Below are 15,422 nucleotides of genomic sequence, written 5' to 3'. Positions count from 1 at the left end.
TGTGATGCAACCCCGCGTGGGCACAGTTCCGACGAGCGAACACCTAGTGCAAGCAAACACCCGATCGGGCGGCAACGCTACAGTCCGAATCGACGTGATTCGAATGACCCTCTCGCGGTTGCAGCATCACTCGTCTTCTTCCGGTTCCGGAGCCGGGTCCGCCGCGGGTGCCGGGCGATCGGGCTGAACGCATCGAACGATGGGGATCGGGTCGTATTTCACCGTTCGGGTGTTCCGCGAAATTTCCCTGCCCGACGCGGCATCGCTGATCACCCTGGTGTCACTGGCGGTGAATCCTTGGCCTCCACCGGACGCGACGCAGCCTGCGCCTGCGGGCAGTGTCACCGTGTCGGGTGAGGTGAAGTTGGTTCGCGAACCGGTGATCGATTCGACGTCGACCGTCTTGGTTCCCCACAGTCGGACGGTGACGCTGGACGAATCGGCGAACGATTGGATGACCACACCGGTGTCGTTCGGGTTGGTGAACTTCAGGTCGATGGCACCTTCGAAGACCGTCGCTTCGCGCGCCTCGGGGTATCGGCTGATGTAGTAGCTGTGCTCGGTGTGGTCGGTGTCTTCCATACCGGCGAAGTAGGACGCGTTGTAGAGCGTCGTCGCGAACTGGCTGATGCCGCCGCCGACGGCGCGATCGGGTCGACCGTTGTCGATGATCCCCGACTCGACGAAGCCCTGCGCGGTACCTCGCGGACCGGTGTACTCGTTGAGAGAGAACGTTTCTTTCGGCTTCACGAGCGCACCGTTCACGATCTGCGCCGTCAGCCCGATATTGACGCCCGACGCGTACTCGAATCCGCCGGTGGTGTACTCGGCAATCACTTCTCGCACACCGAGATTCTGCGCGGCTTCGGTGGTGAGAGCGGGCGGGGCCGGCTCGTAGATCGCCTCGGTGGTGCGGGGTCCGTCAGCGGACAGCAGGGCAGGCAACTGCTCGAGGGTCTTGCGCCACTCGACCAGCTCGCCCATCTCTCCGGGGACGACGGTCGGTGCACCGCCGGAGAAGGTGAACGACGCGTCCCTCGGCGGTACCTCGGTGCGCACGAGTTGCGGCGCGAGAATGCCTGTGGCGACGTCGGTGTCGTAGATCGGGGTCAGTCCGCCCTGGCCGTCGGGGTCGAAGCGGAGAACCTCGCCCACCCGATCCGTCGGCAGCGTCGCGTCGACGTTCTCGCGACCGGCGACAATCACCGGTGCCTCCACCGCAGGTGCGGCGATGTTCTCCAGCGCCTGGTCGACGGCTTCCTGGGTCACCGTGACGGGAGTGGACTCGTACACCGCTTCCGTTGCGCCCGAGGCCCATTCGGTCTGCAGGTTGCGACGCGTCCCGTCGGCGTCGAGTATCCGACCGGCCAACGGCGCGACGGCAATCGGTGTGCTGCCGTCGAACACGACGTCGCCTTCGACGGGGTCGCGGTCGGTTTCGACCCGCAGGCCATCGACGGCAGCGGTGAGCGCTTGCTCGTCCGTGGTCGACACGACGCCGATCTCGCGGCTGCCGAAGAACGATGTCAGTCGAGTGATCGGGTTGATCGGTTGCGATCCGGCGCGGTCGAGCGTGGCGTTCCAGTCCACACCGAGACCGGCAGCGGCAGGCAGTACCTCGACCTGTCGGTCGCCGACGTCGACCGATACGGGCTGCTCGGCGCGCGCACCGAGCTCCGAGCGCAGGAGTTCTTCGGCGTCGGAGTGGCTCTTGCCGCCGACCTCGATCCCGGCGACGGTCACACCACGGGGTACTCGGTCGCTGGAGGTGATCCAATCCGCCGCATACAGCAGCGTGAGAACCGCAACCACCGCGCCGGTCCCGATCGCGATCTTCCGCCACGGCGGCACGAACCCGGACCCGTCGGCGGCCTGCGGCGCTCCGTCCTCCGGCGGAATCACCGGTGGCTGGACCGGCGACTCGGCCTGGGGAGAAACAACGGTCTGCGCAGGAGCAACGGTCTCAGCAGGAACATCGGCCTCTGCGGGAACAACGGGTTGCGCGATCGTCGGCGATTCGTCGGCTGCGGGCGGCGGTGGAGGGGCCGGGACCGCATCGGGCTTCGCGTCCCCAGCCTCAGCGGCGACGGCGGTTTCGGTGGTCTCGACATCGTCGACGGCCGGGTCTGCGACAGTGGATTCCGCGTCGTCGGACTCGGGCTCAGCGGTGTCGGCTTCCACCTCGGATGCCGGCTCGGGCTCCGTTTCCGGGATCTGCTCGGCGTCGGATGCATGTTCGGGACCGGCCGCCTCGTCGCCGATCGCACCGAAGACCTCGGTGGGAGCGTCGTACGGCGGTACGTCGGGTTTCGGTTCGGCACCATTGGGTGCGTCACCCGACCTACTGTTGCCCTCGCTCACGTTCGACCCTTCCAGGACCACCGTTGGTTGTTCGTTCCGCCCTTCTGCACGGCGTACCCCCGGCACGAGCTTACGCAAACCGAACGGTGACGCTCACTCGGAGACCATCGGCGCAGGAACGACAAAGGCTCCGCGCTGCTGCCGGGTCGGGGGTCAGGCAGCAGCACGGAGCCAACTGGAATATATGCAGGCTGTGCCACCTCGTTACAACGACTGCGAAATTGTCTCGTCAATTCATTCGGTTGAATGATCCACGGGTCGTCGAACTGTCCCCTTGCCCGACGGCTCGGGCCCAATGTCCCGTCCTGACCAGCGCGAGGGTGAGCAAGAGCCGATCTCGCGGATCGGTCAGATCGTGCCCGGTCAACTCCTCGATCCGGTGAACCCGGTAGATCACGGTGTTTCGGTGGCAGTAGAGCGCCTTGGCGGCGTTGGTGGGCGAGCCGTCCGACGCGAGCATGTGCGCCAGGGTGTCGAGCAGCGTTCCTCGATGCGGCTCCGGGTGCGTCCACAACTTTCCGAGAGCGTGGCGAACCAGCAACTCCGACGACTGGTCGTCGGCCGCCATGATCACGCGGGGCAGTCGGTCCGTCGCCAAGGCAACGCCGCTGTCCTCGGTGATGGTCTCGGCTGTCAATGCCGCAAGGCGGTACGCCGCCGCGAACGACGACAGTCCCTCCGGAGAATGCGCGACCCCCACCGGCCCGACAGCCCGAGCAGCGAGCGCGTCGACGACGGAGTTCCACGATCCGGTTCCGAGTGCGACGAGCGCGAACTGGTGGCCGTCCCTGGTGTTCCAATGCGAGACTGCACCGATCTGATCCAACGCGTCCTCGGGTGCCGGGAGCGGCGGCGACCCTTGATCGTCCAGCGGTCCGACCACACAAGCGATCTGTTGCGATGCCGAAAGGCCAAGAGTGGCACGAGCTTCCATGACGAATGCCGGATCGCCACCTCGCCCCGATCGGAGGCCGTCGAGTATCACCAGAACGTTGGCGATATCCCGCTGCTGCATTCGAGCGCTTTCCCGGCGGTATGCCTCGACGAGAGTCTCGTACTGACTGTCGAGCGCACGCCACAACTGTTGACCGGCCACCAGAAGCAGATGCTCGTCGATCCTGGTTCGACGCTGCTCGCGCTCGAGCATCAACTCCTCCCACAGCGTCCGACTCCCGAGCGTGTACGCCTTGAGCACCAACTCCATCGGAATGCCCTGGCGTGCACGCTCCCTGCCGGTACGACGCCACACCTCACGGGTGTTGTCGTTCGCGGTACGTAGCCCCGACAACGTGCGAAGGCCCTGATTGATGTGCTCACGGGTACTGCGCCTGATCTCGCCGGCGATGTCCGGAGTGGAACTGGCCAGGTAGGCGGGTTCCTGCTCGATCAGCGCCAGCGTGATGGAGTCGGCGATCGCGTCGGCCCGTGGCGTCAACGCGGCCCACGCACTCCGAATTTTCTCCTGGTCGGAGTCAGTCACCGCTCCGCGGGCAGCCGAACGCGCCGATGCGCGTCGACCATCGGGAGCACCCACCTGAACAGTTTTGCGCACTGAGCCCACATGACAGGTCGATTTGACCGTTACTGGTGCCCAGGGACCCAAACATTCTGTGCGCAGCGCCCATATCGCCCGTTGTGCGAAACGCACCATAGTGAACGCAACAGATTGTGAGGTGGATCACTTGAACTCTCTTCGAACGAAGGACCCGGTCCTCACCATGGCGGACATCGAGGTGGCCTTCGGCGGCATCGTCGCGCTGTCCGGAGTCAGTCTCGAGGTGCGACCCGGCGAAGTTCTCGGCGTCATCGGGCCCAACGGTGCGGGCAAGACGACTCTGTTCAACGTCGCGTGCGGACTCGTTCGTCCCCGATCGGGAACACTCGGACGACTCGGCGAACCGTTGACCCGGCTACGACCGCACGACCTTCCCCGGCTCGGCATGAGCCGAACTCTCCAGGGACTCGGGCTGTTCGATCGGATGACCGTGCTGGACAACGTCATGGTCGGTGCCGACCGGACAGCGCACACCGGGATCCTCGCCGGCCTCCTCGGCCTACCGTCGAGCGCCTCCGACGATGCCGCCGTCCGTTCCACCGCGATGGCCACTCTCGAACGCCTGCGCATCGACGGCTATGCGCACCGATTGCCACCGAGCCTGCCGTACGCGGTGCGCAAACGCGTTGCGCTCGCACGCGCCCTGGTGAGCGCACCGACATTGCTCCTGCTGGACGAACCCGCCTCGGGTCTGTCCAGTGACGAAATGAGCGAGCTCGGCGACGAGATCCGATCGCTCGCAACGGCACCCACCGATTCCGAACCGGAACGACCCGCAACATCGGTGATGCTCGTCGAACACCACATGGATCTCGTGATGAGTGTGTGCGACCGAATCTACGTGCTGGATTTCGGCAAGGTCATCGCACAGGGAACGCCCGATCAGATCCGCGAGGACCCTGCCGTACTGGCGGCATATCTCGGAAACGAAGTGGCACATGAAGACTGACGCAGCACACCTGAAAATCACCGATCTGACCGTTCGCTACGGCCCGGTCACCGCCCTCGACTCGGTGTCGATGACCGTCGCGGCCGGAGCTGTCACCGCCGTACTCGGCGCGAACGGAGCAGGAAAGACCACTCTGCTGCGGACCATCTCGGGATTGCTCAAACCGGTATCGGGGAGGATCGAACTCGCCGGGGCCGACATAGTCGGCGTGGCACCGGATCACATGTCCCGCAAAGGTCTTGCGCACGTTCCCGAGGGACGTGGCGTCATAGCCGAGTTGACCGTCGACGAGAATCTTCGACTCGGCGCGATGGGACGCAACCGAAGTCACGACGCCGTCACCCTCGACCGCATCTACGACATGTTTCCGCCCCTGACCGGCCGTCGAACGTCCTCCGCACACACCCTGTCCGGCGGAGAGCGGCAGATGCTCGTGATCGGCCGAGCACTGATGGCGACACCGTCGGTGCTTCTGCTCGACGAGCCCTCTCTCGGACTCGCACCCAAAGTCGCCGCACAGATATTCGAGACGTTGCGCGGGCTCGTCGACTCCGAGTCGATGACCGTCGTTCTCGTCGAACAGAACGCTCGCAGCGCGCTGTCGATCGCCGAACACGCCGTCGTCCTGGATCTGGGCAAGGTCGCGGTGGAAGGTCCCGCCGACACCTTGGCCGGGGACGACGCCCTCCGACACGCCTACCTCGGGTTCTAGAGCCGAAAGGACGCCTGCCACAGTGCAACAACTGCTCACCATCCTCATCAACGGCGTGACGACAGGCATGATCTACGCCGCGTTCGCGCTCGCCCTCGTCCTCATCTGGCGATCGACCCGAATCGTCAACTTCGCCCAGGCCCCGATGGCCATGATCACCACCTACGTCGCACTGGTCGTCATCGACGCCGGCTACTCCTACTGGATCGGATTCGCAGTCGCGCTGCTGTGCGGCCTGCTCCTGGGAGCCTTGACGGAGCGACTCGTCATCCGGTTCGTCGACAGCTCGTCGCACATCAACCCGGTCATTCTCACGCTCGGGTTGTTCATCATCATCCACGCGGTGGCCGCCATCATCTTCGGCAACCAATTCCGTTCCTTCCCCGCACCGTTCGGCCTCACCGGGCAGCGGATCGGCGACATGAACGTAGCGCTGACCGGCTACGACATCTTCAAGATCATCGCCGTCCTCGTGGTCCTGGGACTGCTGATCCTGCTCTTCCGGTTCACCGATCTGGGACTGAAGATGCGCGCGAGCGCCTTCGAGCAGGAGGTCGCGAAACTCCTCGGAGTCCGCGTGAGCCGAATGCTCACTCTCGGCTGGGCCCTGGCCGCAGTGGTCGGTTCGCTGGCGGGGCTGCTCATCGCAGGTGGCTCGCTGGTACATCCGGGCTACATGGACTCGATCGTCGTATTCGGCTTCGTCGCAGCAGTTCTCGGCGGACTGGACAGCCCGGCGGGCGCAGTGGTCGGCGGACTGTTGATGGGCATCGGTCTCAGTTTCGTCAGCGGCTATCTCGGTCAGGATCTGGTCTCCAGCGCGGCATTGGTGATCCTGATCGTCGTGCTTCTGCTGCGACCGAGCGGGCTCTTCGCCGGCTCCGCGGCCAGGAGGGTATGACATGAACGCGACTCTCACTCGCCTCACCGCAACACCGGTTCGACGCCACTTCCTGGGCGCTGTCATCGGACTCGTCGTCATCGTGCTCGCCCTCGAATCTCTGAGCACCTTCCGTCAGAGCCAACTCACGTCCGTCGCCTACCTGGCGATCGCTGCCGGCGGACTGACGGTGCTGACCGGGTTGAGCGGCCAGCTGTCCCTGGGGCACGGCGCGTTCATGGCGGTCGGTGCGTACACCGCAGCATTGATGTTGCGCGCCAACGATTCGGGATGGTCGGTACCCCTCGTCCTGCTTGCCGCCACCGTGATCTCGGCAGTGGTGGGCATCGTGGTCGGAGTGGCCGCCGCCCGACTGCACGGGCCGTACCTGGCCGGCGCGACGCTGGCGCTCGCCGTCGCCGTACCGGGCCTGGCCCTGTACTTCTCGGACTACCTCGGCGGCGAACAAGGCCTCGTCGTCCCGGCACCGAAAGTGCCGGAGCTGATCGACGACATGATGTTCTTCGTCACCGGAAACGAGCTCAGCGGAACGAAATTCGTCGCGTACGTCAGCTGGATACTGCTCGTGCTGGTGTTCTTCCTGTTGGCCAACATCTCGTCGAGCCGCATCGGTCGTCGCTGGCGGGCCGTCCGAGACGACGAGGTCGCCGCAGAGTTGTCCGGTATCGACCTGGGCCGCGCACGCATCCTCGCATTCGTGGTCAGTGCGGCCTGTGCCGGCGCGGGCGGTGCAGTGCTGGCGATGTCGGCCCGAATCGCGGCACCGAGCGGCTTCACCCTCACCCTCTCGCTGACCCTGCTCTCCGCCGTCGTCATCGGTGGACTGGGAACCCTGTCCGGCGCATTGATCGGGGCCGTTCTGCTGACCTACATCCCGCCGGTGGTGACCAACCTCGGTCTCGATCTGGGGCTGAGCAGTCTGCAATCGGCCGAACTCGCACCACTGGTGACCGGAATCTTCACCGTCCTCGTCATCCTGTTCGCCCCACTGGGTTTGGTGGGCACGTATCGCAAGTTACGTACAACCAGAAAAGGAATGAAATGAAAAAGTACGGATCGGTGGCGTTCAGAACGACCGCACTCGTCGCCGTCGTCTCGTTGGCCGCGGCGTGCGGTGCAGGTGGCCGAGACGAGGCGACGGAGTCCTCGGAAGGATCGACGGTCGGCATCACCGACACGTCGGTGAAGATCGGTGCCCACTTCCCGTTGACCGGGGTCGCGGCTCCCGGCTACAGCGAAATCCCCACGGGCGCCCAGGCTTACTTCGATTACGTCAATGCCGCGGGCGGCATCAACGGCAGGCAGATCGAGTACGTGGTTCGAGACGATTCGTACGATCCGACCACCACCACCCAGGTGGTCAACGAACTCGTCCTGCAGGACGAGGTGTTCGCCGTCGTCGGCGGACTCGGCACCGCGACCCACAGCGCTGTCATCGACTTCCTCAACGAGGAGGGTGTGCCGGACCTGTTCGTCTCCTCCGGCGCGATCATGTGGGGCAACGATCCAGAGAAGTACCCCAACACGTTCGGCTGGCAGCCCGACTACCAGGTCGAGGGCAAGATCATCGGCGACTGGGTGACCAAGAACCGGCCCGACGCCAAGGTCGGACTGTTCCTCCAGGACGACGACCTCGGCCGAGACAGTGAGGAAGCGGTTCGCCAGTATCTCGACGACCAGATCGTCGAGGTCGTGCGCTACACCTCGGGCAACACCGATGTCGCACCTCAGATCGCGGCCCTGCAAGGTGCCGGAGCCGATCTGATCCTCGGCTTCAACGTGCCCTCGTACACCGCGCTGAGCCAGCTGACCGCCATGCGGCTGAACTACGACCCCGAGTGGTTCTACAGCTCGATCGGTTCCGACGTCGACCTCGTCGGCTCACTGCTGGGCCGCTTCTCGCAGGGTGCGGTCACCGACGGCGCACAGTCGCTCGAAGGGATGATCTCGCTGGAGTACATCCCGGGCGTCGACTCTCCGGAGAACCCGTGGACCCAACTGTGGCAGAAGGTGTGGGCGGAGAACGGAACCGGTGATCCACTGACGAACTACCGGATCTACGGTCTGAGCCAGGCCTACGCCTTCGTGCAGGCACTCGAGGCGGCAGGCGAGAATCCCACCCGTGAGGGCATCGTCGCAGCCATCCAGGACGGCGGAATGGACTTCGAGGGACCGCAGCTGGCTCCGTTCCGGTACTCGGAAGACAGTCACCTCGGTATCTCCGGTGCCAGTGTCTTCCAGATCCGCGGCGGAGTGCCCGAGTACCTGACTCCGGTACTGCAGACGGACATCGACGATTCGGCTGTGGAGGAATACACCGGCGAAGAATCGACCCCGCCGGAAAGCGGCATACCCGGCTGATCACACGAGAAAGGGGCACGCGGATGCGTGCCCCTTTTTCATGTCGTGGTCGGCAGATCCGAAAACCCCTCGATTACCGGATCCGCCGACCCTGTGTCCCCCGATTCGTGAGCAGCCGAAGCTGCAGTGATCAGCGCTCGATGATCGCGGTGACGCCCTGGCCACCGGCCGCGCAGATCGAGATCAGGCCACGGCCCGAGCCCTTCTCGGCCAACATCTTCGCCAGCGAGGCCACGATGCGTCCGCCGGTCGCGGCGAACGGGTGACCCGCTGCGAGCGAGGAGCCGTTGACGTTGAGCTTGCTGCGATCGATGGAACCGAGCGCGCTGTCGAGGCCGAGCCGCTCCTTGCAGTACTCGTCGCTCTCGAAAGCCTGCAGAGTTGCGAGCACCACCGAAGCGAACGCCTCGTGGATCTCGTAGTAGTCGAAATCCTGCAGCGTCAGGCCGTTGCGCGCGAGCAGACGCGGAATCGCGTAGGTCGGAGCCATCAGCAGGCCGTCCTTGAACGATCCGTTGCCATGGACGTAATCGACTGCGGCGGTTTCGGAATCGACCAGATGCGCGAGCACCGGCAGGTTGCGCTCGGCGGCCCATTCGTCACTCGACAGCAGGGCAGCCGACGCACCGTCGGTCAGCGGCGTCGAGTTACCGGCCGTCATGGTGGCGTCGCCCAGCTTGGTTCCGAAGACCGGCTTGAGCGTCGCGAGCTTCTCCACGGTCGATCCCGGACGCAGGTTGTCGTCTCGGGTCAGGCCGAGGAACGGCGTCACCAGATCGTCGAAGAAGCCGCGGTCGTAGGCGGCAGCCATGTTCTTGTGGCTCGCTGCGGCCAGTTCGTCCTGGTCCTCGCGGCGGACGCCGAATTCCTTGGCGGTGATGGCGGCGTGGTCACCCATCGACAGGCCGGTACGCGGCTCGCCGTTGCGCGGGATCTCGATGCCGAGCATGCCGGGACGGACGTTGCCGAGAAGCTTGATGCGGTCGGTGGTGCTCTTGGCCCGGTTCAGGGAGAGCAGGAACTCGCGCAGTTCGTCGTTGACGCCGATCGGAGCGTCGGAGGTGGTGTCGACACCGCCGCCGATACCGGCATCGATGCGACCCGACGCGATGGCGTCGCCGACGGCGATGATCGACTGAAGGCCGGTGCCGCAGGCCTGCTGGATGTCGAAGGCCGGGGTGTACGGGCTCAATGCACTGCCCAGTACGACCTCGCGAGTGAGGTTGAAATCGCGTGAATGCTTGAGCACGGCACCGGCCGCGACGAGACCGAGGCGCTCGCCCTGCAGACCGAATCGCGAGACCAGCCCGTCGATGGTCGCGGTGAGCATGTCCTGGTTGGACGCCAGCGCGTACTTCTTGTCCGAGCGCGCGAAAGGAATGCGGTTGCCACCGACGATTGCGACCGGTCGTAGCTGCTTGCTTGTCACTGACGTCTCCAAACATCGTCGAAAAAGGCCCTGGTGGAGTTTCATCTTACTGGCGAGTAAGTTGGTTGTCGACACCCGGTCGTGCGCCTCGCTCCTCGAGCGAGCAGCGCTGAATGAAAGGTACGACAGTGGCAGCCTCCAAGGGAGCCCCAGATCTCTACTCAACGTTCCTCGCGTCCGCGCCGGGAGCCTTCATCGCCAAGCAGGCAGGCCTGCCGCAGCCCGAGAAGCTGCGCCGCTACAAGGCAGGCGAGCCGCCGCTGGCCGGACCGGTCCTGATCGGTGGCAGTGGCCGCCTCGTCGAGCCGCTGCGTGAGCTGCTGTCGGACTACCCGCAGTCGCAGCCGCACGACGACAAGCACGGTGGACTGGTGTTCGACGCCACAGGAATCGGCAATGTCGCCGAGCTCGAGCAGCTCTTCAAGTTCTTCCAGCCGGTCATCCGCAACCTGGCACCGTCCGCTCGCGTCGTCGTCATCGGCACGACGCCGGAGGAGACCTCGAGCGTCGACGAGCACATCGCTCAGCGCGCCCTCGAAGGCTTCACCCGCAGCGTCGGCAAAGAGGTCAAGCGCGGTGCCACGGCGCAGCTCGTCTACATCTCCCCCAAGGCGTCGACCGGCCTGTCCGGCCTCGAATCCACCCTCCGCTTCCTGCTTTCGGCCAAGTCCGCTTTCGTCGACGGCCAGGTCATCACCGTCGGAGACGCCGACTCGCAGGCACCGGCTTCGTGGGACAAGCCGCTCGCAGGCAAGGTAGCCGTCGTCACCGGAGCGGCCCGCGGCATCGGTGCCACCATCGCCGAGGTCCTCGCCCGCGACGGAGCGACCGTCATCGCAGCCGACATTCCCGCTGCCGGAGAAGCACTGTCGCAGACGGCCAACAAGGTGGGCGGCACTTCGCTCGCACTCGACGTCACCTCCCCCGACGCCGGAGAGGTCCTCTCGAAGCACCTGCTCGAGCGTCACGGCGGAGCCGACATCATCGTGCACAACGCAGGCATCACTCGCGACAAGACCCTCGCCAACATGGACGACGCCCGCTGGAACTCGGTCATCGGCGTCAATCTTGCTGCCCCGCAGCGCATCACCGACGAGCTGGTCGCATCCGGCGCACTCAAGGAGGGCGGCCGCGTCGTCGACGTCTCCTCCATCGCCGGCATCGCAGGCAACCGCGGCCAGACCAACTACGGCACCTCCAAGGCAGGCGTCATCGGCCTGGTGCATGCATCCGTACCGGTGCTGGCGAAGAAGAACATCACCATCAACGCCGTCGCCCCTGGCTTCATCGAGACCGCGATGACCGCGGCAATCCCGTTCGCCACCCGTGAGGCCGGACGCCGCATGAGCTCGCTGCTGCAGGGCGGCGAGACCGTGGACGTCGCAGAATTGGTCTCGTACTTCGCTTCTCCCGCATCGAACGCCGTCACCGGCCAGGTCGTGCGCGTGTGCGGCCAGAGCCTGCTCGGCGCATGAGCACCGTCACGCTCACCGCGCAGCCGAAGACCTCCGACATCTACACCTCGGCTGCGCTCGGCGCGCTGCCGTTCCTCGGATCCCGGTCGTCGTCGGTGCCGAACACGGTGTACGAACTCAAGGGCCTGCGGGTGGACCCCGACAACCTCGCCGGGTACTGCCGGGCGACGGGGCTGCGATTCGGCGATCAGCTCCCGGTGACCTACCCCTTCACCCTCGTCTTCCCGACGGTGATGAAACTGATGGTGTCCAAGGGCTTTCCGTTCGCGGCCATCGGTTCGGTACACGCCGAGAACGTCATCGAGCAGTTCCGTGGCATCTCCGCTTCCGAACCGCTGGACATCCGAGTGCACGCGGAGAATCTGCGCGAGCATCGCAAGGGTTTGTTGGTGGACCTGATCAGCGAGGTCAAAGTGGGACGGGAACTGGTCTGGAAGCAGACCTCGAGCTTCCTGAGCCTGCAGAAGACCTCGCTGTCCGGTGGACCCCGTGAGGCACCGCCCGCCGACGAGGTCCCGCCGCCCCCGACCCGCACCCTGCGCGTCGATCAGCGGATCATCAGCCGGTACGCGGCCATCTCCGGAGACCGAAACCCGATTCACGTATCCTCGCTCGGCGCAAAGGCATTCGGGTTCCCGAAGACCATCGCGCACGGAATGTGGAGCGCGGCAGCCGTCCTGCAGACCGTCGAGGGTCGAATTCCGGAAGCCGTGAACTACAGCATCCGCTTCGGCAAGCCGATCGTCCTGCCCGCGACGATCAACGCCTACGCCGACGCCGTCGGTACCGGCTGGGACCTGTCGCTGAAGAACCCGAAGAAGGGCTACCCGCATCTGACGGGAACGCTGCGGTAGCTGGCTCGAACTCGAAGTTATGGACGGATTTCCTAGGATTTTCGTCCATAACTTCGAGTTCGGCAGGAGCCTAGGTCGTGGCGGTCTTCTTTCCCGCCAGGCCGCGCCAGGCCAGGTTCTCCAACAGGTCCGCTGCGGCGTCGACCTCGATTTCGCCGCCCGCCACGCGGTCGGCCACGGCCTCGCCTGCCCCGACCAACGCGACGGCCATCAGCCCGAAATTCTGCGACTGCTCCGGATCCCTCGTGCTCATGGCGAGCAAACCGGCCGTCAGCTCGATCAGCCGATCCCGGCTGCTCTGCACCTGCGAGGCGAACGCCTGCTGGCCGATCGCCTGACGGTAGAGCACCATCCACGATTTCCGGTTCTCGCCGACGAATCCCAGGAAGCCGATCAGCGCTTTGCGCAGCTGCTCGCGCGGCGTCAGCGTCGGGTCTGCAGCAGGAGTCAGGGCCTCGACGAATTTGACGCCCTCGCGATGAATACACGCCGCGAACAACTCGTCCTTCGACCCGTAGTACAGATAGAGCATCGGCTTGGAGATGGCCGCCTTCTTGGCGATCGAATCCATCGACGTCTCGTGAAAACCGTTGTCGGAGAACACATCCACCGCCGCGTCGAGCATCTGCTGCTCGCGGACGGCGCGGGGCAATCTCTTGGTGCCGCCAGCCATGGACCCTCCAATACGTACGAAGTACTAGACGTTACTCCACAGTAAGGTCCAGTACCGCACAATCAGGCCCCGCACGCCCCCTTGAACCGGGCAACCGTCGCCGCAGCCTCGTCCACCTGCGCCGCGTCGAGGCGTCCCGTCGCCACCGCGTCTTCGAGATTGTCCAACACCGCGGGCACCTGATCGGTGGTGAGCCAGAGCGCCACATCTGCTCCCGCAACCAACGCCGCCTCGACCGCGTCGACGATCCCGAGCCTCGCCGTGATCGCCGCCATGCCGCTGAGGTCGTCGGTGAAGATCGGGCCGTCGAACGGTGCGGCACCGTATCCGACGCCATCGCGCAACAACGCCATCGCGGCCGGGCTGATACTCGCCGGCACACCCGGCTCGGTCAGTCCCGGCACATCGAGGTGCCCGACCATGACGCCGACGCCGGTGTTGTTCAACGCCGCGAACGGCAACAGATCCTTGGCCTTCAACTCGTCGAGCGACGGCGTCGTCACCGCGCCGGTATGTGAGTCGCCCGATCCCGAACCGTGCCCGGGAAAGTGCTTGATGACGGGCTTGACGCCCGCGTCTTCCAGACCCCGCGCGTATGCACCCGCGTACTCGATGACGACCTGCGGATCGTCGGAGAACGACCGATCGCCGATGACGGAATCATCGGGCTGAGCGCTCACATCGACCACCGGAGCGAAGTCGACGGTGACACCGAGATCCTTCAACCCCTGGCCGCGCGTCAACGCCGCCTGATAGGCCTCGTCCACCGACATCGTCTGAGCCAACACTCGCGCCGACGGTGCCTCTCCCAACAGATCCGCGACTCGCGAGACCCGTCCACCCTCCTCGTCGATGGTGATCATCGGAGCCACCGCGGAGGCGTCGAGCACCTGCGGTACTTCCCGATTTCCGAGCATCGACTCGTCGGTCCAACTCCCGACGAACAGGCCACCGACCTGCTCGGTCGACATGATCTGCACCGCGTCCGCAGTTCCCGTGACTCCGACGGTGAGCAACTGCGCCAGTCGCTGACGCTCGGTGAGGCCGTCGACGAACGTCACGCACTCGTCGACGGGTGGGAGCGGTTGCGGGACCGTCGTCTCGGCCGCAGTCGTCGTCGAGGCAGGTGGTGCCGTCTGCGTCGACGCGACCTGCGTGGACTCACTCGAGCACGAGACCAACAAGCCGACACCGACCGTCATCACCGCAGCGGACCGAACCGAAAACCGAAGTCGCATGGAATACGACGGTAGCCGAGACGGGGGGTGTTCCTTGCGCGCCCCGGGTCCGGATCAATGTGGCTTTGTTGCACTCCGACCGACTGAAACCCACATTGATCCCGAAGGGGATGGGGGTAATCTGGACGAACGCGACATGAGGAGGACCTCGAACCATGCCCGCAGACCTCATACTCATTGCCTACGACGGCTCCGACAATGCCAAACGCGCCATCGACTATGCCGGACGCTTTCTCACCACATCACGTGCGATCGTCGTCACCGCGTGGGAGCCGATGGTGCGTCAGGCCGCGCGAATGTCCGGCCTCTCCGGCGTCATGCAGCCCGAATGGGTGCCCGACGACGAGGCCGAGGACGTTGCGCTCACCGACGCGAAGGTGACCAACAGCGAAGGTGTCGCGCTGGCCGAGGCCGCGGGCCTGAAGGTGGAGGGCCAGTGCACCGAATGCACCACCGCCATCTGGAGCGCGATCGTGGAGAAGGCCGACGAGATGAACGTCGACATCATCGTCACCGGCACGAGAGGCACCACCGGTCTTCGTGCGCTGCTCCAGAGTTCGGTGGCCGAGCACGTTCTGCGACACAGCCATCGACCCGTCCTGATCGTTCCCCCCGGCAAGTAACGCGTCCACCGGCCTGTTCTGCAGGTACGGGTGATACCGTGATGCCCGCGCGAGGGTCCACCTCGCCCGCTTCCTTCCTGAGCCGACTGACTGGAGAACCGAGATGAAGTTTGCTGTCCCGGGTGTCATTGCCGCCGTCGTCGGAGCCGTACTTGGTGCGGGCGTCGTCTTCGGAGTCACCGCAGCCGCAGCCGACAACTCTCGTCCGGATATCGATCGCTCCGGAAACGCCGACTCGTCCTTGCTGAACCAGGTTGAGTACGGCAGCCGCTGACGCTGGTCGCTTTCGTG

Annotated in this window: 14 protein-coding genes; 9 read left to right on the top strand and 5 right to left on the bottom strand. The window is 65.2% G+C overall.

Annotated elements, in window-relative coordinates; genetic code table 11:
* Positions 1–126: 126 nt before the first annotated feature.
* Both R4P47_RS12975 and R4P47_RS12970 read right to left on the bottom strand, forming a co-directional pair.
* On the bottom strand, positions 127–2,361 hold the full coding sequence (locus R4P47_RS12975; protein ID WP_317533558.1) for a VanW family protein: 2,235 nt from the start codon (positions 2,359–2,361) through the stop codon (positions 127–129).
* 229 nt (positions 2,362–2,590) lie between these two features.
* On the bottom strand, positions 2,591–3,895 hold the full coding sequence (locus tag R4P47_RS12970; RefSeq protein ID WP_317784945.1) for a helix-turn-helix domain-containing protein: 1,305 nt from the start codon (positions 3,893–3,895) through the stop codon (positions 2,591–2,593).
* A gap of 148 nt (positions 3,896–4,043) precedes the next feature.
* On the opposite strand from R4P47_RS12970, the gene R4P47_RS12965 reads away from it, so the two are divergent.
* From R4P47_RS12965 to R4P47_RS12945, 5 genes are read left to right on the top strand one after another with little or no spacing between them, the layout of a single operon-like run.
* Positions 4,044–4,865 carry an ABC transporter ATP-binding protein gene (locus tag R4P47_RS12965; RefSeq protein ID WP_256989537.1) on the top strand — a complete coding sequence of 274 codons (822 nt, stop codon included), beginning with the start codon at positions 4,044–4,046 and terminating at the stop codon, positions 4,863–4,865.
* Positions 4,855–5,577, top strand: a complete 723-nt coding sequence (locus R4P47_RS12960) for an ABC transporter ATP-binding protein (RefSeq protein WP_317533556.1) — start codon at positions 4,855–4,857, stop codon at positions 5,575–5,577. Before R4P47_RS12965 ends, R4P47_RS12960 begins: the two co-directional genes overlap by 11 nt.
* Positions 5,578–5,599: 22 nt before the next feature.
* Positions 5,600–6,478, top strand: a complete 879-nt coding sequence (locus R4P47_RS12955; protein WP_094639203.1) for a branched-chain amino acid ABC transporter permease — start codon at positions 5,600–5,602, stop codon at positions 6,476–6,478.
* Between the two features lies 1 nt (position 6,479).
* The gene (locus R4P47_RS12950; RefSeq protein WP_068049160.1) at positions 6,480–7,523 is read left to right on the top strand and encodes a branched-chain amino acid ABC transporter permease; all 1,044 of its coding nucleotides are present in this window, start codon (positions 6,480–6,482) and stop codon (positions 7,521–7,523) included.
* Entirely contained in the window at positions 7,520–8,839 is a 1,320-nt protein-coding gene (locus tag R4P47_RS12945; protein WP_317533555.1) for an ABC transporter substrate-binding protein, read from the top strand. The genes R4P47_RS12950 and R4P47_RS12945 overlap by 4 nt, the downstream gene beginning before the upstream one ends.
* Before the next feature lie 130 nt (positions 8,840–8,969).
* Here R4P47_RS12945 and R4P47_RS12940 read toward each other — a convergent pair whose 3' ends face one another.
* A complete protein-coding gene (locus tag R4P47_RS12940; RefSeq protein ID WP_094612988.1) occupies positions 8,970–10,313 on the bottom strand; it encodes an acetyl-CoA C-acetyltransferase in 1,344 nt (447 codons plus the stop codon).
* Positions 10,314–10,396: 83 nt separating this feature from the next.
* On the opposite strand from R4P47_RS12940, the gene R4P47_RS12935 reads away from it, so the two are divergent.
* Together R4P47_RS12935 and R4P47_RS12930 are read left to right on the top strand one after the other, a co-directional pair.
* Positions 10,397–11,743, top strand: coding sequence for a 3-oxoacyl-ACP reductase (locus R4P47_RS12935; protein WP_317533554.1), 1,347 nt, complete (start codon positions 10,397–10,399; stop codon positions 11,741–11,743).
* Positions 11,740–12,597, top strand: a complete 858-nt coding sequence (locus R4P47_RS12930) for a MaoC/PaaZ C-terminal domain-containing protein (RefSeq protein ID WP_094639226.1) — start codon at positions 11,740–11,742, stop codon at positions 12,595–12,597. The genes R4P47_RS12935 and R4P47_RS12930 overlap by 4 nt, the downstream gene beginning before the upstream one ends.
* A 70-nt stretch (positions 12,598–12,667) precedes the next feature.
* On the opposite strand, the gene R4P47_RS12925 is transcribed toward R4P47_RS12930, so the two are convergent.
* The gene (locus tag R4P47_RS12925) at positions 12,668–13,270 is read right to left on the bottom strand and encodes a TetR/AcrR family transcriptional regulator (RefSeq protein ID WP_032396646.1); all 603 of its coding nucleotides are present in this window, start codon (positions 13,268–13,270) and stop codon (positions 12,668–12,670) included.
* A gap of 62 nt (positions 13,271–13,332) precedes the next feature.
* Complete coding sequence (locus R4P47_RS12920) at positions 13,333–14,508, bottom strand: glycoside hydrolase family 3 N-terminal domain-containing protein (protein WP_317533553.1); 1,176 nt, start codon at positions 14,506–14,508, stop codon at positions 13,333–13,335.
* A gap of 155 nt (positions 14,509–14,663) precedes the next feature.
* Between R4P47_RS12920 and R4P47_RS12915 the strand changes: the two genes are divergently transcribed.
* Positions 14,664–15,131 (top strand): universal stress protein, encoded by a 468-nt coding sequence (locus R4P47_RS12915; RefSeq protein WP_094639207.1) that lies wholly within the window; start codon positions 14,664–14,666, stop codon positions 15,129–15,131.
* 103 nt (positions 15,132–15,234) lie between these two features.
* On the top strand, positions 15,235–15,405 hold the full coding sequence (locus tag R4P47_RS12910; RefSeq protein WP_082073827.1) for a DUF2613 domain-containing protein: 171 nt from the start codon (positions 15,235–15,237) through the stop codon (positions 15,403–15,405).
* Positions 15,406–15,422: the final 17 nt, after the last annotated feature.

Origin of the sequence: Rhodococcus sp. IEGM 1370, from assembly GCF_033142325.1 — a bacterium.
Lineage (GTDB): Bacteria > Actinomycetota > Actinomycetes > Mycobacteriales > Mycobacteriaceae > Rhodococcoides.
This window is presented reverse-complemented; position numbering and strand designations above follow the sequence as displayed.

Coding starts and splice junctions, on each gene's coding strand:
- R4P47_RS12950 (WP_068049160.1), top strand. CDS start 6,480: ATGAACGCGACTCTCACTCGCCTCACCGCAACACCGGTTCGACGCCAC.
- R4P47_RS12920 (WP_317533553.1), bottom strand. CDS start 14,508: ATGCGACTTCGGTTTTCGGTTCGGTCCGCTGCGGTGATGACGGTCGGT.
- R4P47_RS12940 (WP_094612988.1), bottom strand. CDS start 10,313: ATGAAACTCCACCAGGGCCTTTTTCGACGATGTTTGGAGACGTCAGTG.
- R4P47_RS12945 (WP_317533555.1), top strand. CDS start 7,520: ATGAAAAAGTACGGATCGGTGGCGTTCAGAACGACCGCACTCGTCGCC.
- R4P47_RS12960 (WP_317533556.1), top strand. CDS start 4,855: ATGAAGACTGACGCAGCACACCTGAAAATCACCGATCTGACCGTTCGC.
- R4P47_RS12930 (WP_094639226.1), top strand. CDS start 11,740: ATGAGCACCGTCACGCTCACCGCGCAGCCGAAGACCTCCGACATCTAC.
- R4P47_RS12915 (WP_094639207.1), top strand. CDS start 14,664: ATGCCCGCAGACCTCATACTCATTGCCTACGACGGCTCCGACAATGCC.
- R4P47_RS12910 (WP_082073827.1), top strand. CDS start 15,235: ATGAAGTTTGCTGTCCCGGGTGTCATTGCCGCCGTCGTCGGAGCCGTA.
- R4P47_RS12925 (WP_032396646.1), bottom strand. CDS start 13,270: ATGGCTGGCGGCACCAAGAGATTGCCCCGCGCCGTCCGCGAGCAGCAG.